This is a genomic window from Mixta tenebrionis (genome assembly GCF_006517625.1).
Taxonomy (GTDB): Bacteria; Pseudomonadota; Gammaproteobacteria; order Enterobacterales; family Enterobacteriaceae; genus Mixta; species Mixta tenebrionis.
Genome location: NZ_VHQI01000007.1, coordinates 192,470 through 217,874, shown reverse-complemented (window position 1 = coordinate 217,874; position 25,405 = coordinate 192,470). Strand labels below are relative to the sequence as shown.

Below are 25,405 nucleotides of genomic sequence, written 5' to 3'. Positions count from 1 at the left end.
CATTTACTTGATTTAACATTATAGACGGTGATACTGTTGTCTCGTGCAGGCGCCTTGTCATCTGTCTGCGGAAAGCATTTTGGTTTTTATTTCAGTATTATCAGCCTTTTATTGGATATAATGACAGGAATGTTTAACAAAAATGAAAAAAGAAACCGATTACGTTTACATAGTTGCTACGGCGGATACTAAAGGAAGAGAGTTACTTTACGTCCGCGATTTGATTAATAAAACTGGTCTGCAGACGAAGACGATCGATCTCTCTACCCAGGCGCTTAATCATGCTTTTGTTACCGATGTAAAGCCGAGTGACGTAGCTGCTTTTCATCCACAAGGCGCCGAAGCGGTATTTTGCGACGATCGCGGCAACGCTATCGCTGCGATGACGCTGGCTTTTGAAAACTACCTTAAGTCGCGCCAGGACGTGGCGGGGATTCTTGGCTTAGGCGGCTCAGGCGGTACGGCGTTGATTACGCCCGCGATGCAGGCGTTGCCGGTAGGCGTACCGAAAGTGATGGTCTCAACTATGGCCTCCGGCGATATCTCCGGCTATATCGGCGCCAGCGATATCAGTATGCTCTACTCCGTTACCGATGTCGCCGGCATTAACCGCATCTCACGTCAGGTGCTGGGCAATGCGGCGCATCAGATCGCCGGCGCGGTGCTGTTCCGGCCGGAAGCCAGCCCTGATGATAAACCGGCGCTCGGCCTGACGATGTTTGGCGTAACCACGCCATGTATTCAGGCGGTGAGCCAGCAGCTGGAAGCGGATTACGACTGTCTGGTTTTTCATGCTACCGGCAGCGGCGGCATGGCGATGGAGAAGCTGGCGGATAGCGGTATGCTGGCCGGCGCGCTCGATCTGACCACCACGGAAGTTTGCGATCTGCTGGCCGGCGGCGTGCTGGCGTGCGGCGATACGCGCTTTGATGCCATCGCCCATTCACAAATACCTTATGTTGTTTCCTGCGGCGCGCTGGATATGGTTAATTTTGGCCATCCTGCGAGCGTGCCGGAAAAATATGCGGACCGGCTGTTTTATTACCATAACGCTCAGGTCACGCTAATGCGCACCACACCAGGGGAAAATCGCGCGATGGCGCAATGGATTGCCGCTAAATTAAATCGCTGCGAAGGGGAAGTGCGGTTTCTGATTCCTGAAGGCGGATTTTCCGCGCTTGATGCGCCGGGTATGCCATTTTGGGCGCCCGAAGCGAATGAAGCCTTCATTACCACGCTGGAAGCGGAACTGCAGCAGACCCAAAAAAGAAAAATTATACGATTACCTTATAACATTAATGATCCAAAATTCGCTGACGTAGCTGTTCAGACGTTTCGCTCTATCAACACCAGGGAGTTTTAATCATGCCTGCTTTTAACCGACAGGAGCTGTTGAAAAAATTCCGCGCCATGATCGCCCGGCGCGAGCCTATCATCGGCGGCGGCGCCGGTACCGGCCTTTCTGCGAAATGCGAAGAGGCGGGCGGTATCGATCTGATCGTTATCTATAACTCAGGCCGCTATCGTATGGCGGGACGCGGTTCGCTGGCGGGGCTGCTGGCCTATGGCAACGCTAACGAAATCGTGGTCGACATGGCGAAGGAGGTGTTGCCGGTAGTGCAGCAAACGCCGGTACTGGCGGGCGTTAACGGCACCGATCCTTTCTGCCATTTCGATAAATTTTTGGACGATTTGAAAGCGCTCGGTTTTTCCGGCGTGCAGAATTTCCCTACCGTTGGCCTGATCGACGGCAACTTCCGCGCGAACCTGGAAGAGACCGGCATGGGTTACGCTCTGGAAGTGGAAATGATTCGCCTGGCGCATCAGAAAGATATGCTGACCACGCCCTACGTATTTAGCGCGCAGGATGCGGTAGCGATGACCGAAGCGGGCGCCGATATTATCGTGCCGCATATGGGCCTTACTACCGGCGGCAATATCGGCGCTGAGACGGCGCTGAAGCTGGCAGACTGCGTCCCTTTAATCAACGAGTGGGCGCGGGCGGCGAAAGCGGTGCGCGAGGATGTGATCGTGCTGTGTCACGGCGGTCCGATCTCTACGCCGGAAGATGCGCAGTTTATTATGGAAAACTGTCCGCAGTGCGACGGTTTCTATGGCGCCAGCTCGATGGAGCGGCTGCCGACGGAAGTGGCTTTAACCAATACTACAAAGCAGTTTAAAAATATTAAGCGCTAATATTTCGCGCCAACATCAGGGTCTTAACCATGCCCGCCTGGCTTTGCGCCGCTGGCGGGCCGTAATCAACAGGCCGTCGCCGTGATTTTATCGCTGCGGCGGCCTGTTTTTTTACCATGTCCACCGTGCCGAGAAACCAAGCGTGATGCGATCGGTAGGGAAGTTCTCAGGCTTATAGATCGGCGCGCCCGCGAACAGATCGTAGCCGAAGCTCCAGAGCTCGCCACGCACTCCGATAACCCCGCCTGCCATATGTTTACCCGCTTCGCTGTTATCCGCCCTGCTGACAATCTGCCCGTAATCAACGCCGGCGTACAGCTGCTGCTGCCAGCGCGGCAGATCAAGGTTGACGGTATTACTCAGGAACCAGCCGCTGTTGCCGGTCAGGCTGGCTTCGCCGTCAAAGCCGCGTACGCTCCAGCGGCTGCCGATGCTGAATTGATCCTGAGTTATCAGTTTGTCAGGCGACGCCTGTAGCAGGAAACGCGGCTGATAGCTCATCCGGGCGCCGGCCAGCTGAAAAGGGAGCCATGCCTGCAAGTCAAACGTCATCAGACGACCGGCGCGGTGATAACCGTTGTACAGCATTTCTGTGGTAGGGCGGTTGCCGAACCAGGATACATTGCGTTGCAGGCTGATTGTGGCATCAAGCACGTTGTCCTGTATATAGCGGCGATGGGCCAACGTCAGTTGCAGGTTGGTTATCTCTTTTTGCTGTAGTTCCAGTTCCGTATCGCTGAGAAAATAGCGGTAGCGGCGCTTGTTGATCTGGGCGCTTAGCGTGGTTTTCTGGCTTGCATCGCGATGCAGCAGACGGCTGAGCTGGACGCTGAGATTATGGCTTTTACCGCTATAGTAATAGCCTGCCAGTTCATCCGTCAGCGGCTGGTTGTAACGGTTTTCGCTGGCGTAGAAATCGAGCAGCCAGTAGCCGTAGGGCACTGAATACCAGACGGCGTAGTTGCGGCTGCCGCGTTCTTTTTTATATTTCAGCGTCCTGCCGAGGGAGAAATAAAACAGATCGTTAAGCGTCGTGGGGTTGTCGAGATAAAATGCCGCGCCGCCCTGATAGCGGCCGGTATAACGACTGCCGGCATCATCCAGCCAGAACGCGGTGCGCCAGCCCCGGCTCTGCTGACGTTTAATCGTTATATCGCTGCTACCGGGTTGTATGCCGGGCGCCAGCCGGATCGCGACGTCGGTATGGGGAACGCGCTGCATATTCTCCAGTCCCTGTTCGACGGCGCGCAGATCCAGCAGATCGCCACTACGCAGTGGGAAGGCGGCGTTGAGATAAATATTATCGCTGCTGCCTGCGGAGAGCGCGAGCTGGCCCACACGCCCGGCGTCAATGCGCAATCTGAGCGTGCCGCTGCCCGCCTGCTGCTCGGGTACGCTGATTCTGGAGGTGATATAGCCCGCTTTCATAACGCGGTTTTCCAGCAGCCTGACTAAATGACGCACGTTCGCGGTATTAAGGCAGTGATTAATTCCCCGATCGGCAATGCGTTGTAAAGGGAGCCAGAAGGGTAAATCGCTTCTGTTCTCAAGCTGGATCGCTTTTATTTTCAGGCAGCCTTCGGTATCGATAAATTCACCCGTATTATTATCGGTAACCGTGACGCTCCCCTGTACCGCCTTGCCGCTGGTAGCAAGGCTTTTCTGACGCGCCTTTTGCTGCTCCTGCTGATGTAGGTTCTGTTGTTCGATAATGGCGCTGTTGATATGGGAAAAAGCAGTGGCGGGCAGGATCAATAATGCCAGTGATAGCATCCGATAAAACATATCGCTTCCCTGAGAAAATAAAACCGTGCCGTCAGAGACGGCACGGTAAGCAGAACATTATTTAATTACGATGATTCATGCCTGATTTACATTTTAACCACGATAAAACTGAGAAATTTGAGAAAACTGATTCATGAAAGCGTCGTGATCGTAATCATAAGGGTTAGTTCCGTAAACGATTTCACCAGCAGGTTTTACTTCATCGATAAGCTTAAAGTTGCCATCGAGTTCGCCAGAGTTACGGAAAGAAGGGGCATAAACCCGCGACTCATAGTACGGAGAGTTAAAAGATTTTAACTTGCCGCTGTTGTTTACGACGGGAGCGCTTAACACCATGGTGCGATCGGAAGCGATAATACCTTCGTTAGTCAGCGAGGTGGCTGCTTCTGCATTTATCTTGTTAGCTGAATACAGCTGGCCTGAGTTGGTGATTTCATTTGCTGAAATAGTCAGGTCACGCGTACCGGTAATATTACCTTTATTGACCAGGTGATTATCGACATTGATAGTGAGGTTGCCGTTTTTAAGATCCTGACCATAGGGGAATCCGCCATAAGCAGATATCGTTCCGTTATTTTCCAGATCCCCAGCGTTAACGGTTGTATTACGTCCCGTTATACCACCATCGTTGCGTAATGTTTTCTCCAGGTTAATGTTGACAGTAGCTTTACTGCCGCCAATTGAACTGCTGTTGACCAAATCTTTTGCTTCAACGCTGAGTGAAGCATCAGCGTTAATATAGGCATTCTTCTTGTTTACAATTTGATTCTCGCTTTTTAATACTATATCCCCGTGAGAGATCATTTGACCATAGCGATTATTGCTGATATCCCCCTGCGCGTTGATATTCAGGGTATCATTTGCGACTATCAGACCCGAATTACGTACCCCAACGCCTGCGTCATTGGCAACCAGTGTAATTTTATCCGCATACATGCCGCCCAGTGCGCTCACATCGATCAGCACATTATTTTCGGCCTGAGCGTCTTTAATTTTGTTCTGGGTAGTTACCCCGGTATCAGTTATTTCAACCAGATCGTTACGTCCGGCAACGACCGTCAGATTTTTAGCATGTACATTGCCATTAATAGCCACATAGCGTCCGATCAGATCGGTATATTCGCTAAGATTATCCATCATGCCGTACCAGCCCCATTTGTCAACGGTGATGGTTCCTTTTTCCACAGAGAAGCCCTTCAGCTCATCACCCTCAAATACCGGTTTACCGGTCGTTAGCGTATTGCGGCTGGTGTTAATAAAACCACAGCCGTGACAGGTAATGCCGTTGGGGTTGGCGACAATAACGTGCGCTTTATTGCCGGCAACTTCCAGATAACCTTCCAGTTTGCTGGCGTTAGAGGAGGTGACCTCATTCAAAATTACGCGAGCCGGCCCACTTTTGTTCAGGTTACGGTTACCAGCAACCTTACCGGCAACTGAGGTGAATGAATCGGCTTGGCTGTTATTAAGCACCAGGCCATTTTCATTAACATCAAAGCGCGAATATTTATTATGGGAAATGCCATTGGCGGAGGGGGCGTTAATGTTCACAGTCTGCGAACCGTTGGCATTATTTGAAACGTTAATTTTACTGCCTGGAATGTTTTGTGCGGTAACTGCTGCCCCTGCTGTTGCAATACTGCCGGTAAAAAGCATAACTGTCAGGCAGACCTGACTAAATTTAAAGTTTTTTGACATCATCCTAATCCCTTAAAATATTTCTATAGGTGAGTTATTGAAAGTCTATGGTGCTGTGTAAATATTACCAACGCCACTAATCAGGATGAAAAAAATAGTTTTCTTGATCTAGTAAAAATAAGTAAAATAATTATTAAAAACGCCTGGCTGCTGCGGATATATTGCCTCAGCGGCGGACGATAATTATCGGTAGCCGCGACGTTCCCCTGTGCCGATTTGCTGGTGCTGGTAAGACGTTGTGGCGTACCTTTTGCTGTTTTTGTTGATGCGCATTTAGCTGTTAAATAATGGCGGTGCTGGGGATGGAAATGCGGAATCATGCTGATTAATAAAGCCAGTAATAACAACCAGTAAAGCATGTCGCTTTACTGAAAAAATAAAGCCGTGCCGCCAGTGACGAAGCGGTAAGCAGAACGATTATTTAACTACGATAATTTATGCCATATTTACATTTTGACTGCGATAAAACGGGTTCATGAAAGCGTCGTGAGCGTAATCTTAAAGGTTGGTTGCGTAAGCAATTTTACCAGCGGCTTTTATTTTATCAATAAGTTTAATTTTGCCATGGAGCTCGCCGTTTCTGCACTTATCTTGCTGGCTTTGAAATGTTCATTGACCAGCTGTTTTGCATCGAGGCCAGGTGATGACGATACAGCTCTGCTGGATTAAAATTTTATTGCCGGTTTTTAATACCGCATCCCCACGAGAGACTAACCGATGTTGCCTGGTATTGCTGATATCACCCTGTGCGCTGATGTTCAGGGTATCATTTACGACTATCAGACCCGAATTATGTACCCCAACGCCAGCGCCATTGTATACCGCCCATCATGCTGGCATCGATCGATACGTTATTTTTGCCCTTAGCGCCTTCAGGATTTTAACCATGCCCGCCCGGCTTTACGCCGCTGGCGGACCGTAAGCCAACAGGCCGTCGCCGTGATTTTATCGCTGCGGCGGCCTGTTTTTTACCATGCCCACTGTGCCGAGAAGCCAAGCGTGATGCGATCGGTAGGGAAGTTCTCAGGCTTATAGATCGGCGCGCCCGCGAACAGATCGTAGCCGAAGCTCCAGAGTTCGCCACGCACTCCGATAACCCCGCCTGCCATATGTTTACCCGCTTCGCTGTTATCCGCCCTGTTGACAATCTGCCCGTAATCAACGCCGGCGTACAGCTGCTGCTGCCAGCGCGGCAGATCAAGGTTGACGGTATTACTCAGGAACCAGCCGCTGTTGCCGGTCAGGCTGGCTTCGCCGTCAAAGCCGCGTACGCTCCAGCGGTTACCGATGCTGAATTGATCCTGAGAAATAAGCTTATCAGGCGAATATTGCAAAAAATAGTGCGGCGTATAGCTCAGCGACAGCGTCCCCAGCTGAAAGGGGATCCAGGCCTGCAGATCAAGCTGGAGAATGCGGCTGTCGGGGCGATAGCCGTTGTAGAGCATCTCCGCGGTCGGCTCATTGCCCGCGATAGAAACGTTACGCTGCGCGCTCAGGGTGGCGTCCAGTACACTGTTTTCCAGATAACGGCGATGAGAAAGCGCAAGGCGCAGGTTGGTCAGATCTTTCTTTTGCAGTTCCAGCTCAACATCGCTGAGAAAATAGCGATAGCTGCGCTTAGTCAGCTGAGCGCTTAAGGTGGTTTTCTGCCGGGCGTCGCGGAACAGCAGGCGGCTCAGCTCGATGCTGGTGTTGCGGCTTTCGCCGTGATAATAGAAGTCGGCCAGTTCGTCTGACAGCGGCTGGCTATAGCTGTTTTCGCTGGCATAGAAATTGAGCGCCCAGTAGCCATAAGGAATGGAGTACCAGAAAGCATGGTTGCGGCTGCCGCGTTCTTTTTTATATTCCAGCGTTCTGCCAACGGAAAAATAAAACAGATCGTTAAGCGAAGTCGGATTATCAAGATAGAAGGCCGCGCCGGCCTGATAGCGGCCTGTGTAACGGCTGCCCGCATCGTCCAGCCAGAACGCAGTGCGCCACATTTTATGCTGTTGGCGGGTAATATCTATATTACTGGTGCCGGGCGTATCGCCGGGGGAGAGGCGGATAGCGACATCGGTATTGGGAATACGCTGCATATTTTCCAGCCCCTGTTCCAGCGCGCGTAAATTCAGCAGTTCGCCTGAGCCGAGAGGAAAAGTATTGCCGATATGAATATAATCGCTGCTGCCTTCGGTCAGGGCGATATTGCCCACGCGGCCCGCGTCGATTTGTAAGGTGAGTTTACCTGTGCCGGCCTGTTGCTCAGGAACGGAAACGTGAGAGGTAATATAGCCTGCTTTCATCATGCGATTTTCCAGCATGGAAACCAGATGGCGCAGGTTAGCTATATTCAGACAGTGACCAACGCTTTGATTAGCCGTGCGCTGCAAACGCAGCCAGCGCGGCACCGTCTCTAATTTTTCCAGCTTCACTTCAGCGATAGCCAGACAGCCTGGCGTATCTGAAAATTCCCCGTCGTTATTATTTAGGGTGGATTCTTTTCCCTGTACATCTTTGCCGCTGGTAGCCAGATTTTTCTGTCGTGCTTTTTCCTGCGCCTGTTGATGAATGTTTTGCTGTTTTATTTCTGGTACAGATGAACTGGAAAAAGAGACCGTGGGTAAAAATAACAGTATAAAAACGAGCGGTCGATAAGACATGTTTCTTCCCTGAACAAGCCTGAATAAAATAAAAAAACGTGCCGCCGCAGCGGCACGTGAAGAGAATTATTATTCTCCTATAACAATGGTGCGCGCTACTTTCGTATTCTCACCAGAGTTTTCAACTTCTACCTCTTCAACGTTCGGCTGGTTAGTTTCTGGCTGCTCAGGCTTCAGATGACCGACAACGGAGAAGCTGCCTTTGATGTCGCCGGTGTTTTTATAAACAGGCGCATAAATGGTGGTCTGGGCACCGCTAATCACACCAGTATTGGCTACCTGAGGAGCGTTAAGCTCGATGTTCTGGAGGCTCACCAGGGCGCCGCCATTGCCGAAGGCAGTTTTGGCATCAACATCAATAGATGCTAATCCAAGAACCTGCCCGTAATTGACGATCTGATCGCCTGTCAGAGAAACGTTTAACCCGGTGAGATTGGCAAAGTTATCAAAATCACCCTGCGCTTCGACGGCTAATTTATTGCCGGCCGTCAGGACATTATAGTTATCGGTGGCGTTTTTCACCTTATAGGTAAGATTACCGGCCGCCTGAACTTCACCTGTATAGTTATCGGTAGAACTGAACAGTCCCCAGAACCACGAGGTGGTTTCAGCATTGCTTACGCTGCCGGCATCAATATCAACGTTGCCCAGCCGAGAGGCTATAAAGGCATCGGCGGTAGATAATTTACCGGGGGTTTTAATGTCAATGTTGCCATAGGCGATAGTATTGCTGTGTTTGGCATCAATGGCATCCGCTTCCAGGCTCATATCGCCACCGGCGAAGATAGTGCCGTGGTTTACCAGCTGGTCTGCCGTAATGGTCATTTTAGCGCCGCTTGCCAGCCCTTTATCTACGCTGGTGATATTATGATCGATGGCTTGCGACTGAGTATTAGAAACGCGATTGGCATCAATGGTTAAATTATTATCTGCGCTGATAAAACCATTATTATTTTCGAAGTCGACGGCGTTAATCAGCATATTACCCTGTGCATTAACAATATTCTGGTTATAGAATTTACTGTCAGCATTAAGGGTAGCGTTGTTTGCCTTGATGGTACCGCTGTTAGAGATGTTTTTTGCGGCTACATCAAGTGAGGAACCGTGAATAAGGCCTTTGCCGTTATTGGTAATATCACCCACGGCTTTTAATTTCAGCAGGTTGTCTGCCATCATGGTACGTTCGTTGGTGATATGGCCCATTGAGTCAATGGTTAAATCGCCCAGCGATTTGATTTCACCGGCATTACGCACGCCAACGCCATCATAGTTGGCAACCATGGTGATCTTATTCGCATACATTCCGCCCAGGTTGGTTACGTCGATACCGACGCCTGGGTTAGAAGTATTGGTTTTACCCTTGGCCACCACTACATTGTTTTCAATAGCGATATGATCGTTGGTCGCCGCCATCACCGTCAGGTTGTTGGCTTCTAACGGGCCGTTAACTTTAATCGCGCGCGCAATCAGGTCAGTATAACCGCTGTAGTTATCTTTCATGCCCTGACCGGTAACAGTAATCGTGCCGCCCTGCACCGAGAAACCTTTCAGATCGTCATACTGCATGATCGGTTTACCGGTGGTCAGCGTATTACGGGTGGTATTAATAAAGTCACAGCCGTTACAGGTGATACCGTTGGGGTTAGCGATAATAACGTGCGCGCTCTGGCCCGCAACTTCCAGATTACCCTGCAGGCTACTGGCGCGGTTTGAGGTAACTTCGTTCAGGATAACGCGTGCCGGGCCGCTTTCTTCAAGGTTACGGTTGCCAGCAACCTGACCAGCGACAGAGGTCAGTGAACTCTGGCTGCTGTTATTAAGCACCAGACCTTTATTGTTTACGTCAAAGCGGGAGTATTTATTATGAGAAACGCCGCTGGCGGATGGTGCATTAATATGAACCATTTCAGAGCCGTTAGAGTTGGTCACAACATTAATTTTTTGACGCACGCTGCTGTCAGCGGTAACTGCCGCCTGAACGCTGGCTACGCTGCCCGTTAATAACATGATGCTGAGGCAAAGCGGATTGAGTTTAAAGTTATCAAAAACCATAATTTTTCCCTTGAATAATATTATTTGATTCCCTGAAGGCATCGATTAACTAATAAATTTATCCCCATAAGGCCAGGCTTGTTATGTTCCTCTATAGGGCGTCAGGAAGAATAGATAATTTGAGGAGAGAGAAAAATCGTATTCTAGCCAAATTATTGGCTGAGGGATGAAAAAACCAGCCTGCAAGCAAGCAGGCAGGCTGGTATGGCAAGCGTATCAGAAACGATGGTAGCTACGCTGCGCGTTGCTCACCTTATAGAGGTAACGGCGCGATTCGGCGGAAGGGTGCCGTTTCGTCAGCGTTTGATAAACCTCATCAGGCGACAGCGCGTTAATCTGGGCGAAAGCGCGATCTTTATCGCTGGAGAAAACGCGCAGCACGCTGCCCGCGCCGCCGTTATAGGCGGTAATAACCGCATAGCGGCGCGATACCGGATTAACGATACCCGCCAGGTAGTTATCCTGCAGGATCGATAAATAGGCAGTACCGGTATCGATATTGTTCTCCGGATCGAACAGGTAGCTGCGGCTCGGTTTGCCCCATTTGCCCTTCATGCGGAACACGTCAAGGCCCGCCGAGTGCTGTACCACCTGCATCAGCCCCAGCGCGTCGGCGTGGCTTACCGCATAGGGGTTGAAGCTGGATTCGATCTGCATAATCGCCAGGATTAGCGAAGCATCAACGTTATATTTCTCCGCCGCCTTGCGCACCATCGGCAGATATTTATGCGCGCGCTTATCGAGGTGGTTAGGCACCATCGGAATAGTTACTGACCAAATTACATGCAGCCCGGAAACGCGACGCTGTAATTTGTTCTGAATCAGGTAGTCGGCGAAGCTTGCCGCGCGTCCCTGCCAGCGAATCGGCTGTCCGGTGTTATCCAGCACCTGGCCGTAGAGCAGCGGCTCTTTACTGAGCTGAACATCGTTGGCGTCGGAATAGAGATCGACATTGCCCGGATCTTCGCCGATCAGCAGAGTGGTGACGATCGCCTGACGCAGACTGGCGGTCGGATCGGTGCCGGAGATAGTCTCGATGGTGATCGAGCCTTTCTCAAAGTTGATATGGCTGCGGGTGTAGTAGTTATCGCTGTACTTTACATAGTCTTTCGGGCCAGCGATCAATACCTCGTTGATACCCCAGATATTCTCGATGTTATGGGCAAACTGACCCATTAAAATGTCGAAGCCGTTGGTGTCTTTTACCCATTCTTCATGGAACACTTCTTTTTTGCTTCCCGAACAGGAAACCAGCAGCGGTGCTATCACTAGCAGGGCAATAAATTTTTTTTTCATCGTGTCTGCGCTGAACCCAAAACAGGGGCCTCAACTGAGGCCCAAATGTTATTTTTCTGGTGGGGTATAACCTTCGATGTGCACCTCTTTGCCTTCGAACAGGAAATTAACCATCTCCTTCTCCAGCACCTTGCGATCTTCCGGGTTCATCATGTTGAGTTTCTTTTCGTTGATCAACATGGTCTGCTTCGACATCCACTGTGCCCAGGCCTCTTTCGAGATTTCATTGTAGATGCGTTTACCCAGCTCGCCAGGATAGAGCTGAAAGTCCTGACCTTCAGCGTCGCGTTGCAGGAATGTACAAAAAATGGTGCGGCTCATTACTCTTCCTCTTCGGTAACGCGCATATGCAGCGCTATTTGCTGCGGATGGCGCAATTCTTGCAGCAGACGTTCAACCGGTGCGGCCAGGCCTACTGCCGGTGGCTGCGCTAAGTTATACCAGAGACCCGCGCCTTCATCCATCGCCGCGCCCGCAGATGGCAGCCTGAGCCACATTGGCACGATATCGAGATGAAAGTGGCTAAAGGTATGGCGAAATGCCGTTAGCTGCTGAAGCGCGCCGTCATTGATGCCGCGCGCCTTCAGCCAGGCGCGCAGCTCCGTCTCCAGGCTAAACTGGGGAAAGCAAAACAGGCCGCCCCATAGCCCGACGGGCGGGCGCTGCTCCAGCCAGACGCCGTCGTCGCGCTGCATCAGCAGCAGATAGCCGGTGCGTTCCGGCAGCGTCTGCTTCGGTTTTTTGCCGGGATAGCTGGCCCAGCTGCTCTGCGCATAAGCGATGCAGCCGTTATTCAGCGGGCAGATTTCGCATTTCGGCTTTGAGCGGGTGCAGACCAGCGCGCCGAGATCCATCATCGCCTGATTAAACCGATCGACGCCGGCGGCGGGCGTGACCTGTTCAGCGAGCTGCCACAGCCGCTTCTCTACCTCTTTTTTCCCCGGCCAGCCGTCGACCGCGTAGCAGCGCGCCAGCACGCGCTTCACGTTGCCGTCGAGAATCGCGTAGTGCTGGCCAAGCGCCAGCGACAGCACCGCGCCGGCGGTGGAGCGCCCAACGCCGGGCAGGGCGGCGACCTCGTCAAAGGTTTCCGGAAAGCGGCCCTGATGGCGCCCGGCGACGGTCTGCGCCGCCTTATGCAAATTGCGCGCGCGGGCATAGTAGCCCAGCCCGGTCCACAGATGGAGCACCTCATCCAGCGGTGCGGCGGCCAGATCGTTAACCGTCGGAAAGCGCGCCATAAAGCGTTCAAAGTAGGGGATGACGGTGGTAACCTGGGTTTGTTGCAGCATGACTTCGGAGAGCCAGACCTTATACGGCGTTTTAGCCTGTTGCCACGGCAGGGTTTTACGTCCGAAGCGCTGATACCAGTCCAGCACCTGCTGCGCGAACTGTTGCGCTTGCATCATGAGAAGGAAATTTTCCGTTATTGCTCTACACTCAGGCAGGCATTGCAGCATAGAGATAGCGCCGAGTAAACCGGAACTTTGCAAGTGCTTGCTTCTGTCCGGTAACTTTGCATAATGCCCGTTTTCCTGAATATGCAGACAGGCAGGCAACGACATGATTAATGACGTCATCACACCGGAATTTGATGAAAACGGCCGCCCTTTGCGGCGTATCCGCAGCTTCGTGCGCCGTCAGGGTCGTTTGACCAAAGGCCAGCAGCAGGCGCTTGATACCCTGTGGCCGGTTATGGGCGTGGAGTTTCAGGCGGAGCCGGTGGATCTGGCGGCGTTATTCGGGCGTGAAGCGCCGGTGGTGCTGGAGATCGGCTTTGGTATGGGCGCGTCGCTGGTAGCGATGGCCAGCGCTAATCCTCAACAAAACTTTCTCGGCATTGAAGTACATGCGCCCGGCGTCGGCGCCTGTCTGGGAGCGGCGCAGGAGGCGGGCGTCGAAAACCTGCGCGTAATGTGTCACGATGCGGTCGAGGTGCTGGAGAAGATGATCCCGGATAACTCGCTGCGCATGGTGCAGCTGTTTTTCCCCGATCCGTGGCACAAGGCGCGTCATAACAAACGTCGTATCGTACAGGCGCCGTTTGCCGAGCTGGTCTTGCGCAAGCTGAAGCCGGGCGGCGTTTTCCATATGGCGACTGACTGGCAGGCCTATGCCGAACATATGCTGGAAGTGATGAACGGCGTGGATGGCTATAAAAACCAGTCGGACACCAACGACTATGTGCCGCGTCCTGAAACGCGTCCATTAACCAAATTTGAGCAGCGCGGGCAGCGTCTGGGCCACGGCGTATGGGATTTGATGTTTGAGAGGATGAAATAATGGCAACACAGCGTAGCCGCCGTTTACGTAAAAAACTGCATATTGATGAATTCCAGGAGCTGGGCTTTTCCGTCGCCTGGAATTTCCCGCAGGGTACGTCGCCAGAAGAGATTGACGCAACCGTAGACGCCTTGATCAACGAGGTGGTCGAACCTAACGGGCTGGCGTTTGACGGCAGCGGTTATCTGCAGTGGGAAGGGCTGATTTGCCTGCAAAAAATCGGTAAATGCACCGATGAGCATCGCGAGCTGGTGCGCCAGTGGCTGGAGGCGCGCCGAATGGAGAGCGTAACGGTGACTGAACTCTTTGACGTCTGGTGGGACTAAACCGCAGGGGCGGAGGTTCAATACCAGCCTGGCGGCAGCGAAGTTTCTGCCGCTGAGCAGGGCGGGGCTGAGGCGCCGCTTCTTTCTTCAGACAGGCGAAAGGACATGATGTCCTTAATACAAACCAGGAGTGTTTATGATGCGTAAAGCGTTAACGGGCGCACTTTTACTGGCGGCGGCGCAGGCGCATGCGGCCTGGGAATGCCCGGTAAAACCGCAGGATGATATTGTTATCACGCCGCAGTCGGTTCAGATAGTCGGCGCCAGCGGCAATCTCACTATCTCGCCGCTGGGCGATATCCAGTTCAACGGCAAGCAGCTGCAGCCGGATAACGCAACGCGGCAGAAGGCGCTTGATTATCAGAGCGCGCTGCGCCGCGATCTGCCCTGGATCGATCAGGGCGCAACGCAGCGTCTGGAGAAAGGCCGCGTCGCGCTGGATAACGTCGTGGTAGAGAAGCTCGGCAGCGACAGCAACGTGCGCAACCGTCTGAGCACGCTGGATAAGCAGCTGAAGCAGCAGATGAACCGCGTTATTGAACATCGCAGCGACGGCTTAACCTTCCATCATCAGGCTATCGATCGGGTGCGCGCCGATAGCGAGCGTCTGGTGCGCAGCAGCCTGGGCGGCGTAGTGCAGGACAGTCTGAATGAGATGGGCATGAAGCAGGCCGGGCAGGGCGGTAATCCTCTGCAGGCGGTGATGGGCAACCTCGGCGGCCTGCAGCAGTCGATTCAGGCCGAGTGGCGCAGCCAGGAGCAGGATTTCCAGAACTTTGGCCGCGAAGTGTGCAACCGCGTCACTACGCTGGAAAACCAGCGCAAGGCGCTGCTGGCGGGTCTCAAGTAACCCATAACCTGAGGCTGAGCGATAAAAAAGGCGCGCGGCGATTAGCCGACGCGCCTTTTGCCATTCTGACAGCGGCTATTCCGCGAGGAACAGCTCCAGCAGCGAATTAAGGAACAGCTTGCCCTTCTCCGTCACCTGCCAGAATTGCGCCGTTTCCGTCAGGTAACCGCTCTCCAGCGCGCGATCCAGCGGCGCGCGGATCGCCTTCTCGCTCAGGCCGGTATAGCGGCTGAAATCAACGCGCGGCGCCGGTTCCAGCAGGCGGAAGCGGTTCATAAAGAATTCGAAAGGCTTCTCGTCATCCGCCACGTCATACTGCCTGTCCAGATAGTTGCCCGCCATAAAGCCGCGCGGATGGCGCGTTTTCACCGTGCGCACGATGCGGCCATCCGGCTGAGTCAGCTTGCCGTGGGCGCCGCAGCCGATGCCGAGATAATCGCCGAAGCGCCAGTAATTCAGATTATGCTCGCAGCGATAGCCGGGCTGCGCGTAGGCGGAGGTTTCATACTGCTGATAGCCGGCGGCGGTCAGCAGCCGATCTCCCTGTTCGAAAATATCCCACAGCGCGTCATCATCCGGCAGCCGCGGCGGGCGTGAGGCAAACAGCGTATTCGGTTCGATAGTCAGCTGATACCAGGAGAGATGCGGCGGATTGAGTGCGATCGCCTGGCGCAAATCGTCCAGCGCTTCGCTTAACGACTGATCGGGCAGGCCGTGCATCAAATCGAGATTAAAGCTGCGCAGGCCCAGCCCGGCGGCCAGCTGCGCGGCGCGCTTCGCCTCTTCCGGCCCGTGAATGCGGCCAAGGCGCGCCAGTTTTTGCGGGCTGAAACTCTGGACGCCGACAGAAATGCGGTTAACGCCGGCCGCCTGGTAGGCGCTGAAGCGATCGGCCTCCACCGTACCGGGATTCGCCTCCATCGTAATCTCCGCCGCGGCGGCCAGCGGCAGACGCGCCCTTACGCCGTCCAGCAGCTGCTGCATAGCGCGGCTGCTCAACAGGCTGGGCGTGCCGCCGCCGATAAAGATAGTTTTCACCTCACGGCCGCTGGTCAGCGGCAGATCGCGTTCCAGATCGGCCAGCAGATGATTAACGTATTCCTCATGCGGCACCTCGCCTTTCAGCGCGTGCGAATTGAAATCACAGTAGGGGCATTTTTGTACGCACCACGGAATATGAATATAGAGGCTGAGCGGCGGAAGGTTAGCCATTGCGCATCGCTTCCAGCAGCTGTTTCAGCGCCTGTCCGCGATGGGAAATCGCACGTTTTTCCGCCTTGCTCAGCTCTGCGGCGGTTTTACCCAGCGCCGGGACGAAGAAGATGGGATCGTAGCCGAAGCCGCCGCTGCCCGCCGGCGCCTGAGCGATTTCTCCTGCCCAGCTGCCGTGGCACACCAGCGGCGTGGGGGCGGCGGCATGGCGCAGGTAAACCAGTACGCAGTGAAAGCGCGCCTGGCGCTGCCCTTGCGGCACCGCCCGCATCGCTGTCAGCAGCTTCTCCAGATTCTGACGGTCGCTGGCCTCTTCACCGGCATAGCGGGCGGAATAAATCCCCGGCGCGCCGCCGAGCGCGTCTACCGTCAGCCCGGAATCATCGGCGATAGCGGGCAGGCCGGTAATCTGAGCCGCGTGGCGCGCCTTCAGAATGGCGTTCTCAATAAACGTCAGGCCGGTCTCCTCAGCGGAGACGACGCCCAGCTCGGTTTGCGCCACGATATCAAGACCAAAATCAGCCAGCAGATCGGCCAGTTCACGCACTTTGCCAGCATTGCCGGTGGCGAGGACAACTTTTTGCATATCAGTTCCAGAAACCTTTACTGCGAAAAAACATTACAGCTGCGCCCAGCCGGGGATGAAATCCATACCCAGGAAGTTCAGCATATAGAGAATCAAAATCACGATCATGGCGGAAAAATCGATGCCGCCCATCGCCGGCAGAAAACGACGAATCGGCGCCATCAGCGGTTCGGTCAGCTGAATCAGCACGTAGTCCACCGGGTTGCGCCCCTGGCTTACCCAGCTCATTAGCGAACGCACGATAACCACCCAGAACACCAGCACGCCCGCCGCCTTTACCAGCGACACCAGGCCGAAGTAAAGGAACACCGGATCGAAGATAAAAATGCGGCTTTGCAAGGCGAACACCAGGGTAAACATCAGCACGCTCAGTACATAAGCCAGCAGCAGCGAGGCGGTATCCACCGGGCCGATGGAGGGCAGCGCGCGCCGCAGCGGCTTCAGTACCGGCTGGGTAATTTTTACGACAAACTGCGAAAACGGATTATAAAAATCGCATCTTGCCCACTGCATCCAGATGCGCAGCAACAACACCTTCACGTACAGATTAATCAGCGTCGTTACCAGGAAAGTCAACGTCAGCATGAGGTTCCTCAATTATTGTTGTGGGTGGTGGCCGTAATCGCGGGCGCCAAAAATCGCCGTACCGATACGAACCATGGTACTGCCTGCCGCAATTGCGGCTTCCATATCGTCGCTCATTCCCAGAGAAAGCGTATCGACGGATGGAAAATGCTTTTTCAGCGAGTCCAGCGCGTCCGCCATGCGCTGACAGACCGCCAGCTGGCGCTGATACTCTTTCTCCGGCGCCGGAATCGCCATTAGCCCGCGCAGACGCAGGCGAGGCAACGCCGCTACCGCCTGCGCCAGCTCCGGCAGCGCCTCCAGCATAATGCCAGATTTACTGTTTTCGTCACTGATGTTTACCTGGATCAGCACGTTTAGCGGCGGCAGATGCGCCGGACGCTGATCGTTCAGCCGCGTGGCGATGCGCAGCCGATCGATGGTATGACACCAGGCAAAGTGTTCCGCGACCAGGCGGCTCTTATTGGATTGCAGCGGGCCGATAAAGTGCCATTCCGGTCGTAACGCATCGCCCAGCGCCAGCATCTTATCCACGCCTTCCTGCACGTAGTTCTCGCCGAAGGCGCGCTGTCCCGCTGCTAACGCTTCTGCGACAGCGCTCGCAGGTTTGGTTTTGCTGACGGCAAGCAGCGTAATTTCTTTTGGATCGCGCCCGCAGCGCGCCGCCGCCGCCGCGATGCGCTGACGAACTTGCTGTAAGTTGTGCTGGATAGAAGTCATAGTCAGGAGAATGTCATGGATGTGGAGAAAATCGTGGCCCTTAGTGTAAAGCATAATGCCGCCGATCTGCACCTTTGTAGCGGACATTTGCCGTACTGGCGCCGCGACGGCGTACTGCAGCCGATTCCCAACCAAACGCCGCTGTCGACGACGCAGCTGGAGGCGCTGTGCCGCCGCTGGCTCGATGCCCGCCAGCGCCGCCGCCTGGAGATTGACGGGCACGTTGATTTCGCCATCGCCACCGCCAGCGGACAGCGGCTGCGCGCTAACCTGTTTCATCAACGCCATGGCCTCTCGCTGGCGCTGCGCGCCATTGCCGGCCGCAGCCCGACGCTGGAGGCGCTGCGGCTTCCCGACAGCGTCGCCGCGCTGCTGGCGCAGCAGGATGGCCTGATCCTGATTACCGGCGCTACCGGCAGCGGTAAATCCACCACCCTTGCCGCAATGGTTGACGCTATTAACCGGCAGCGCGCGCAGCATATCATTACGCTTGAAGATCCCATTGAGTTTATTCATGCCAGCGGTGAATCGTTGATCCAGCAGCGGCAGATCGGTCAGCACTGCCGCAGCTTCCAGCAGGGGCTGCGCGCGGCGCTGCGCGAAGATCCCGACGTGATTTTGCTGGGCGAGCTGCGCGATCTGGAAACCATCGGCCTCGCGCTAACGGCGGCGGAGACGGGCCATCTGGTGCTGGCGACGCTGCATACGCGCGGCGCGGCGCAGGCTATCGATCGATTAATCGATGTCTTCCCGTCCGAGCAGAAAAATCTGGTGCGCAGCCAGCTGGCGGGCAGCCTGAAGGCGGTGGTTGCTCAACGGCTGGTGGCGGCGCGGGAGGGCGGGCGCATCGGGTTGTATGAGGTGCTGATCAATACGCCAGCCATTGCTAACCTGATTCGCGAGGGAAAAACGCATCAGATTGGCGGGCTGCTGCAAACCGGTATGCAGTCCGGCATGCAAACTTTTGAGCAGAGCCTGCGGCAGAGACAGCAGCAGGGGCTGGTCGCTATGCCGGCAGGTTCTCAAACCAGCTTTCCAGGATAATGACCGCTGAGAGCGAATCCACGCTGCCTTTGGTCAGCGCTTTATAGCCGCCGCGGGCAAACAGATCGGCGCGCGCTTCAACCGTGCTCAGGCGCTCGTCATGCAGCACAACCTGTACGCCGAAACGGCCATGCAGACGGTTGGCAAATTTGCGCGCTCTGGCGGTCAGCGGCTGTTCGCTGCCGTCCATATTCAGCGGCAGGCCAACAATGACACGCGCTGGCTGCCACTCCTGCAGCAGGCGTTCGATCTGCTCCCAGTTTGGGATGCCGTCCTGCGCCTTCAGCGCGTTCAGCGGGCGCGCGGTGCCGGTTAGCTGCTGGCCGACCGCCACGCCGATGCTTTTGGTGCCGAAATCGAATGCCAGAAGAGTCATGCTGCTCATCAGGCGTGTCCCGCTTCGCTGGTCATGTTGTGGATATCGACGCCGATGCTTTTCGCCGCTTCGCGCCAGCGTTCGGCTATCGGCGTCTGGAACAGAATATTGCTGTTGGCGGGCGTGGTCAGCCAGGCGTTCTCCAGCAGTTCGCCTTCCAGCTGATCTTTCTCCCAGGCGCAGTAGCCCAGCGCGACCAGCACCTGATCCGGCTGCTCTGCGGTGCCGATCGATTCCAGCACGTCGCGCGAAGTGGTGATCACCGTGGTATCGGAGATGCGAATGCTGGAGGAGAAGGTGCGCTGGGCGGAATGCAGAATAAAGCCGCGATCCTCCGCCAGCGGGCCGCCGGAAAACACCGGCTTATCCAGCTTGATCTGCGGATCGCGCGGCGCAGGCGTAATTTTTAATTTAGTCAGGATGCCTTCAATCGTCAGGTTCTCTATCGGCTTATTAACGATAATACCCATCGCGCCCTCTGGATTATGCTCGCAGATATAGACCACCGAGCGTTTAAAGAGCGGATCCTGAAGAGCGGGCATCGCAATCAAAAAATGGTGCTGTAAATTCATTCTCACTCGTCTGAATACGGGTTAACGGCTTAACGGCAGCGTGCTGCAGAGGCGGTTAACAGGTTTAAGACGGGGCAAACGCCCCGTTCAGCGTCACGCCAGGCGCTTCTCGATCGCATCCATCAGCATACCGGTGATGGATACCGGGAAGGCGGCTTCGATTTCACGAATACAGGTCGGGCTGGTCACGTTAATTTCGGTCAGCTTATCGCCGATAATATCCAGGCCGACAAAGATCAGGCCTTTCGCTTTCAGCGCCGGGCCGACGCGCCGTGCAATTTCCCAGTCGCTTTCGCTCAGCGGGCGCGCTTCGCCGCGTCCGCCGGCGGCCAGGTTGCCGCGCGTCTCTCCTGATTGCGGAATACGCGCCAGACAGTAAGGCACCGGTTCGCCATCCACTACCAGCACGCGTTTATCGCCCTCTTTGATGGCCGGCAGATAGTTCTGCGCCATGCAGAAGAAATGTCCGTGGTTGGTTAGCGCTTCGATAATTACCGCCACGTTCGGGTCGTCCTGCTTCACGCGGAAAATAGAGGAGCCGCCCATGCCGTCCAGCGGCTTGAGGATGATATCGCCATGCTGGCCCCAGAATTCGCGGATACGTTTCGCATCGCGGGTGACCAGCGTATCGGGCGTCAGTTCAGCGAACCAGGCGGTGAAAAGCTTCTCGTTACAGTCGCGCAGGCTCTGCGGTTTATTGACGATCAGCACGCCCTGTTCTTCGGCACGCTCCAGCATATAGGTTGCGTAGATAAATTCTGTGTCGAAAGGCGGATCTTTACGCATCAGAATGACCTGCAGATCAGACAGCGGAATATCCTGTTCGCTGCCGAATTCAAACCACTTATCGTAATTCTGCTCAACGCTCAGCGTGCGGGTACGGGCTCTGGCAACGCCGCCGCGCAGATAAAGATCGTTCATCTCCATATAATGGATTTCGTAACCGCGGCGCTGTGCTTCCAGCAGCATTGCGAAGCTGGAGTCTTTTTTAATATTGATCGTCGTAATCGGATCCATGACGATGCCAAGCTTAATCATTCTGTTCTCCTCGATCGGGCGGTCAGTATGCCGCTTGCCGCAGGTTGGCATAAATTCTTTTTATCGGCTTAACGCAATGGGCCGCTTATGCAAGCTTAACCCAGATCGCCAAACCTGACCTGAAGCGCGGTAATTACGGTTAACGCGGTAGTTTCAGTTCGTAACACGCGCGGGCCCAGCAGAATATCGGTGAAACCGTAGCGTCCGGTCATGGCGATCTCTTCCGCCGAAAGCCCGCCTTCCGGGCCAATCAGCAGGCGAACCCGCTCCACCGGCTGCGGCAGCGTGTTGATGCTGTGCTGCGCGCGCGGGTGCAGATTCAGCTTCAGCGCGCTATCCTGCTCGGCGCACCAGGCTTCCAGCGTCATCGCCTCGCGAATTTCCGGCACCAGGTTGCGCCCGCACTGTTCACAGGCGCCGACGGCGATTTTGCGCCACTGTTGAATCTTTTTCGCCTGCCGTTCCGCGTCCAGCTTTACGCCGCAGCGCTCAGAAAACAAGGGGGTAATAACATTTACCCCCAGTTCAATCGATTTTTGGATAGTAAATTCCATTTTTTCACCGCGCGACATGACCTGGCCGAGATGCAGATGTAGCGGTGATTCGCGGCTTTCCGCGCGGCTTTGCAGAATTTTAACCGTTACGCTGCGCTTATCGACGCGTAAAATCTCTGCGTCAAAAACCAGATTACTGCCATCGAACAATTCCAGCGCCTGGCCGCTGCCCATGCGCAATACGCGGCCAACGTGGCCGGCGGCGTCCTCGCTCAGGGCGATCTGCTGGCCTGGCGTTAAGGTTTCGGGATGATAAATGCGGGGTTTTCGCATGACGTTCCTGATAATAGCTGGCCGCGCAGGCGCACGGCGTAAAAAGCGGGGACGGCAGGCGTTAACAGCCCGCCGCCCGGATTTTTTTAGTTTAGGGCAGCGCTTTTAGCGCTGGCAAGCGCGCTGTACCCAGGGATTATGATTGCCCTGAATTTTCGCGATGCGCTTATCCCTTTCGCACTCCCACGCGCTTACCGGATATTGTTTATCCCAGACTTCCAGCAGCTGTGTTTGCTGACGGGAAAGGCGCAGCTGGTAGCGGTCACGCATATAGAAATAAGTGCGGGCGATAGCGCCGCGTGCGCGCGCCGGCGGTTCTGCCAGTTTGTTTTTGAAATCGATCTTCATCCCGCACTGGCCGTACTGGTGTTCGCCGCCGTTCCACTGGCTGAACAGGAAGTTGCCGCGATCGCCGTTCACTTCGCCGATGGCCGGTTGCAGGTTATGCAGATCGGATTCTATCTGGCGATAGCCTTCATCTTTGCTGCAATTTTTACGTCCGCCTTCCTGCCAGCACTGGCGCTGGTGACCAAATTGCCAGGCGGGAACCACATGCTCCCATTCAATACGGTTAGCGCGGTTAGCGTTCTTACGCACCTGATAGCCGCAGGAGGCGAGATCGGGAATGCCCTTTTTTTCCTGCCAGGTGATTTTACAACCGCAGTAAAAAGATCCCGGCGCATCGGCGTTGATCTGGGCGGAGACGATTTTCGCCTGCTGAAAATTGTTTTGATGATACGTTTTGACGCTCATGCTGTGAGCGGCCAGCGGAGCGAGCAGGGCGCTAAATGCGATGCTAAAGAGAAATTTGCGCGACATATTCCATTTCTGTAACTGATAAAAAAGAGCGCGCAGCGTATCAGATTGCAGCGGCCGTCGGAATGGTAAAAGGTTGCGGAAGCTGCAGGAAAGGGCGGCCAGTTCCTACTGCGTCTCGCCGGAATAGTCGCCCGGCTGCAGCAGTTCGCCGCAGCGAACGCAGCGATATTCGCTTTCGCCGCGCAGCACGCGGTTATGGCGGCGCACGGTCAGATGGTGCTGCTGGCAGCGGCAGCGGTAGGGGAAAACCTTGCCGCGCACCGAGGCGATGGCAAACTGGTGGGTACGGCGCGCAGGCGTCTCCAGTATGGTTTCCATCATCCATTTCCACTCTTTGCCGTGCGGCGCAACGCGGCCAAAATGGCGCCATACCAGCAGATGCGCCAGCTCGTGCGGCACAACTTCATCAATAAAAGCCTGCTGATTTTCCAGCAGCAAAACCGGGTTAAGGCGGATTTCCCAGCTCTCCAGCCAGGCGGTGCCGGCGGCGGTGCCGCGCTGCTGCCAGACGAGCCGCGGCTCCGGGTAATGACGATTGAGACGCTGATTAGCCTGCTGCAGTTTTTCGCGCAGTGAACGCAACAGCGCCTGTTGCAGAGCGACAGGAAGGCGAACGGGTTTCATAGCGGGCAAGCATACGGTGCGCTAGCGGAGAAAACAATGGGCGAGAAGTGCGGAACTATATATCGTTGAAAACAGGAGAGTTAACCGGGAACCTGACGCCTGCGCCAGGGCGCAAAGCACGGCATCCCTGCCGGTTCGGCCTGCGCATTCCCTTGCGCGTTGGTTTATAGCGTGCGCTGGTTAATCGTGAGAGCCGATATCGCGCAGTTTTTTGCCTGACATCAGGTTACGTTCAATGTGCTCCAGCGAGACGTTTTTCGTCTCCGGGATCAGCATGACGGTAAAGATGATAAACAGAATATTCAGGCCGGCGTAAACCCAGAAGGTGTTAGCGTTGCCCAGCGTAGTCAGCATCGTCAGGAAGGTGGCGCCGACGATCATGTTGGCGATCCAGTTCGTGGTGGTGGACACGGTAATCCCGAAGTCACGTCCTTTCAGCGGCTGAATTTCCGAGCAGAGTACCCAAATCAGCGGGCCGGCGCTCATGGCGAAACCGACGATAAACATCAGCAGCATGGCGATAGCGAAATATTGCGCGCCTGGCGATTCGATGCCCATATGCAGCATGGTGCCCAGAATGCCCATCCCGGCGGCCATCACCAGGAAGCCCAGCGTCAGGGTCGGCTTACGTCCCCAGCGATCTACCAGACCGATGGCGATAAAGGTTGCCAGCACGTTAATCAGGCCGACGATGACCGTCCCCCACATCTGCTCCCTGGTGTCGCTGAATCCGGCGATTTCAAAGATTTTCGGCGCGTAGTACATGATGACGTTCATACCGGTAAACTGCTGCATCACCTGCAGCAGCACGCCGAGGAACACCGCGCGGCGGAAATTGCTGTTGTCGCGGAACAGGCTCCAGCCGCTCTGTTTGATCTTCAGACTTTCGCGAATTTCATCCAGCTCACGCTTCGCCTGCTCGCTGGTATCGCGCAGGCGATCCAGCACGCGCTGCGCGTCGCGAAAGTGGCCTTTTGCCGCCAGCCAGCGCGGGCTGTTCGGCAGGAAAAACACGCCAACCAGCAGCAGCACGGCGGGAAGGGTAATCACGCCCAGCATCCAGCGCCAGTTGCCGGTATAGCTGAAGGCGGTATCGGAAAGGTAGGCGCCAAGGATCCCGATGGTAATCATCAGCTGATAGAGCGAGATCATACTGCCGCGGATTTTTTCCGGCGCGATTTCCGACAGGTAAAGCGGCGCGGTATAGGAGGCGACGCCAACGGCGAGGCCCAGCACCACGCGGGCGGCGATCAGCATTTCCGGGTTCGGCGCCATCGCCGACCAGAGCGAGCCGATTACGAACAGGATCGCGCCGGCCATCAGGCTTTTTTTACGTCCCAGACGCGAAGACATCCAGCCGCTGCCGATCGCGCCGATCGCCGCGCCGAACATCATCGAGCTGACGATCCACTCCTGCTGATGGCTGGTAACGTTAAAGTCCTTCGCGATAAAGGGCAGAGCACCGGCGATAACGCCGATATCCAGGCCAAACAGCAGGCCGGCAAGTGCAGCAAGAAAGCAGACAAATAAGGTCATGACCTTGTTTGACGTTCTGCCTTTGTGGGTATTACCAGGCATATCGCCTCCGAATAGTATCCATCATTGTAATTATCAATGTTAAGTAACCGGCGAGGCGCGAAAAGTGAGACGGATCACAGAGGTGTAATCGGTTACACTTGCCGGGACCCTGAAATCCAGCATTTATCGCCTGAACGCGGCTAAATAACCAGTAAGGTATAGCACCTGTTAATATTCTGACATACCTGTGTTAATCAGGTATCAGACGACGCTGAAAATAACGCATTTTCCGACAAAATACATCCGCGATTAAATCCTAAATCGCAGATATATAAGGCCTTTCATTTTGTAAGCGT

Annotated in this window: 25 protein-coding genes; 6 read left to right on the top strand and 19 right to left on the bottom strand. The window is 54.9% G+C overall.

Annotated elements, in window-relative coordinates; all coding sequences use genetic code 11:
- Positions 1–142 precede the first annotated feature (142 nt).
- A complete protein-coding gene (locus FKM52_RS13360; protein WP_141176671.1) occupies positions 143–1,363 on the top strand; it encodes a Tm-1-like ATP-binding domain-containing protein in 1,221 nt (406 codons plus the stop codon).
- Positions 1,364–1,365: 2 nt separating this feature from the next.
- Positions 1,366–2,196, top strand: coding sequence for a phosphoenolpyruvate hydrolase family protein (locus tag FKM52_RS13355; RefSeq protein WP_141176670.1), 831 nt, complete (start codon positions 1,366–1,368; stop codon positions 2,194–2,196).
- Positions 2,197–2,307: 111 nt separating this feature from the next.
- Here FKM52_RS13355 and FKM52_RS13350 read toward each other — a convergent pair whose 3' ends face one another.
- From FKM52_RS13350 to mutY, 8 genes are all read right to left on the bottom strand, one after another.
- Positions 2,308–3,981 (bottom strand): ShlB/FhaC/HecB family hemolysin secretion/activation protein, encoded by a 1,674-nt coding sequence (locus FKM52_RS13350; RefSeq protein WP_141176669.1) that lies wholly within the window; start codon positions 3,979–3,981, stop codon positions 2,308–2,310.
- A 93-nt stretch (positions 3,982–4,074) separates the two neighbouring features.
- Entirely contained in the window at positions 4,075–5,682 is a 1,608-nt protein-coding gene (locus tag FKM52_RS13345; RefSeq protein WP_141176668.1) for a filamentous hemagglutinin N-terminal domain-containing protein, read from the bottom strand.
- A 77-nt stretch (positions 5,683–5,759) separates the two neighbouring features.
- A complete protein-coding gene (locus FKM52_RS13340; RefSeq protein WP_141176667.1) occupies positions 5,760–6,038 on the bottom strand; it encodes a hypothetical protein in 279 nt (92 codons plus the stop codon).
- A gap of 609 nt (positions 6,039–6,647) precedes the next feature.
- Positions 6,648–8,321: a ShlB/FhaC/HecB family hemolysin secretion/activation protein gene (locus FKM52_RS13335; RefSeq protein WP_141176666.1), complete on the bottom strand. Its 1,674-nt coding sequence runs from the start codon at positions 8,319–8,321 to the stop codon at positions 6,648–6,650.
- 69 nt (positions 8,322–8,390) lie between these two features.
- The gene (locus tag FKM52_RS13330; protein ID WP_181407939.1) at positions 8,391–10,373 is read right to left on the bottom strand and encodes a filamentous hemagglutinin N-terminal domain-containing protein; all 1,983 of its coding nucleotides are present in this window, start codon (positions 10,371–10,373) and stop codon (positions 8,391–8,393) included.
- Positions 10,374–10,589: 216 nt separating this feature from the next.
- Positions 10,590–11,669 carry a membrane-bound lytic murein transglycosylase MltC gene (mltC, locus tag FKM52_RS13325; protein ID WP_141176664.1) on the bottom strand — a complete coding sequence of 360 codons (1,080 nt, stop codon included), beginning with the start codon at positions 11,667–11,669 and terminating at the stop codon, positions 10,590–10,592.
- Positions 11,670–11,717: 48 nt separating this feature from the next.
- Positions 11,718–11,990 (bottom strand): oxidative damage protection protein, encoded by a 273-nt coding sequence (locus FKM52_RS13320; protein WP_141176663.1) that lies wholly within the window; start codon positions 11,988–11,990, stop codon positions 11,718–11,720.
- Positions 11,990–13,078 carry an A/G-specific adenine glycosylase gene (gene mutY / locus FKM52_RS13315; RefSeq protein ID WP_141176662.1) on the bottom strand — a complete coding sequence of 363 codons (1,089 nt, stop codon included), beginning with the start codon at positions 13,076–13,078 and terminating at the stop codon, positions 11,990–11,992. Before mutY ends, FKM52_RS13320 begins: the two co-directional genes overlap by 1 nt.
- A 154-nt stretch (positions 13,079–13,232) precedes the next feature.
- Between mutY and trmB the strand changes: the two genes are divergently transcribed.
- The 3 genes from trmB to FKM52_RS13300 all read left to right on the top strand — a co-directional run bounded on the left by trmB (position 13,233) and on the right by FKM52_RS13300 (position 15,128).
- On the top strand, positions 13,233–13,952 hold the full coding sequence (trmB, locus tag FKM52_RS13310; protein ID WP_141176661.1) for a tRNA (guanosine(46)-N7)-methyltransferase TrmB: 720 nt from the start codon (positions 13,233–13,235) through the stop codon (positions 13,950–13,952).
- The gene (locus FKM52_RS13305; RefSeq protein ID WP_141176660.1) at positions 13,952–14,278 is read left to right on the top strand and encodes a YggL family protein; all 327 of its coding nucleotides are present in this window, start codon (positions 13,952–13,954) and stop codon (positions 14,276–14,278) included. Before trmB ends, FKM52_RS13305 begins: the two co-directional genes overlap by 1 nt.
- Positions 14,279–14,414: 136 nt before the next feature.
- Complete coding sequence (locus FKM52_RS13300) at positions 14,415–15,128, top strand: YggN family protein (RefSeq protein WP_141176659.1); 714 nt, start codon at positions 14,415–14,417, stop codon at positions 15,126–15,128.
- Between the two features lie 75 nt (positions 15,129–15,203).
- Here the strand turns inward: FKM52_RS13300 and hemW are convergent, their stop codons facing one another.
- The 4 genes from hemW to FKM52_RS13280 are packed head-to-tail and all read right to left on the bottom strand — an operon-like array spanning position 15,204 to position 18,231.
- Positions 15,204–16,340 (bottom strand): radical SAM family heme chaperone HemW, encoded by a 1,137-nt coding sequence (hemW, locus tag FKM52_RS13295; protein ID WP_141176658.1) that lies wholly within the window; start codon positions 16,338–16,340, stop codon positions 15,204–15,206.
- Positions 16,333–16,926 (bottom strand): XTP/dITP diphosphatase, encoded by a 594-nt coding sequence (locus FKM52_RS13290; RefSeq protein WP_141176657.1) that lies wholly within the window; start codon positions 16,924–16,926, stop codon positions 16,333–16,335. Before FKM52_RS13290 ends, hemW begins: the two co-directional genes overlap by 8 nt.
- 33 nt (positions 16,927–16,959) lie before the next feature.
- Positions 16,960–17,511, bottom strand: a complete 552-nt coding sequence (locus FKM52_RS13285) for a YggT family protein (RefSeq protein ID WP_141176656.1) — start codon at positions 17,509–17,511, stop codon at positions 16,960–16,962.
- A 12-nt stretch (positions 17,512–17,523) separates the two neighbouring features.
- Positions 17,524–18,231 carry a YggS family pyridoxal phosphate-dependent enzyme gene (locus tag FKM52_RS13280; protein ID WP_141176655.1) on the bottom strand — a complete coding sequence of 236 codons (708 nt, stop codon included), beginning with the start codon at positions 18,229–18,231 and terminating at the stop codon, positions 17,524–17,526.
- A 15-nt stretch (positions 18,232–18,246) separates the two neighbouring features.
- On the opposite strand from FKM52_RS13280, the gene FKM52_RS13275 reads away from it, so the two are divergent.
- The gene (locus FKM52_RS13275) at positions 18,247–19,275 is read left to right on the top strand and encodes a type IV pilus twitching motility protein PilT (protein ID WP_141176654.1); all 1,029 of its coding nucleotides are present in this window, start codon (positions 18,247–18,249) and stop codon (positions 19,273–19,275) included.
- Here FKM52_RS13275 and ruvX read toward each other — a convergent pair.
- From ruvX to FKM52_RS13240, 7 genes are all read right to left on the bottom strand, one after another.
- The gene (ruvX, locus tag FKM52_RS13270) at positions 19,238–19,660 is read right to left on the bottom strand and encodes a Holliday junction resolvase RuvX (protein ID WP_181407938.1); all 423 of its coding nucleotides are present in this window, start codon (positions 19,658–19,660) and stop codon (positions 19,238–19,240) included. The two genes, FKM52_RS13275 and ruvX, sit on opposite strands and share 38 nt — an antisense overlap.
- Positions 19,660–20,223 carry a YqgE/AlgH family protein gene (locus FKM52_RS13265; RefSeq protein WP_141176652.1) on the bottom strand — a complete coding sequence of 188 codons (564 nt, stop codon included), beginning with the start codon at positions 20,221–20,223 and terminating at the stop codon, positions 19,660–19,662. The genes ruvX and FKM52_RS13265 overlap by 1 nt, the downstream gene beginning before the upstream one ends.
- Before the next feature lie 93 nt (positions 20,224–20,316).
- A complete protein-coding gene (gene gshB, locus FKM52_RS13260; protein ID WP_141176651.1) occupies positions 20,317–21,261 on the bottom strand; it encodes a glutathione synthase in 945 nt (314 codons plus the stop codon).
- A 95-nt stretch (positions 21,262–21,356) separates the two neighbouring features.
- Entirely contained in the window at positions 21,357–22,088 is a 732-nt protein-coding gene (gene rsmE / locus FKM52_RS13255) for a 16S rRNA (uracil(1498)-N(3))-methyltransferase (RefSeq protein WP_141176650.1), read from the bottom strand.
- A gap of 105 nt (positions 22,089–22,193) precedes the next feature.
- Positions 22,194–22,907 carry a deoxyribonuclease I gene (gene endA, locus FKM52_RS13250; RefSeq protein ID WP_141176649.1) on the bottom strand — a complete coding sequence of 238 codons (714 nt, stop codon included), beginning with the start codon at positions 22,905–22,907 and terminating at the stop codon, positions 22,194–22,196.
- A 105-nt stretch (positions 22,908–23,012) separates the two neighbouring features.
- Positions 23,013–23,531: a SprT family zinc-dependent metalloprotease gene (locus tag FKM52_RS13245; protein ID WP_141176648.1), complete on the bottom strand. Its 519-nt coding sequence runs from the start codon at positions 23,529–23,531 to the stop codon at positions 23,013–23,015.
- A gap of 180 nt (positions 23,532–23,711) precedes the next feature.
- On the bottom strand, positions 23,712–25,109 hold the full coding sequence (locus FKM52_RS13240; RefSeq protein WP_141176647.1) for a sugar porter family MFS transporter: 1,398 nt from the start codon (positions 25,107–25,109) through the stop codon (positions 23,712–23,714).
- Between the last annotated feature and the right edge of the window lie 296 nt (positions 25,110–25,405).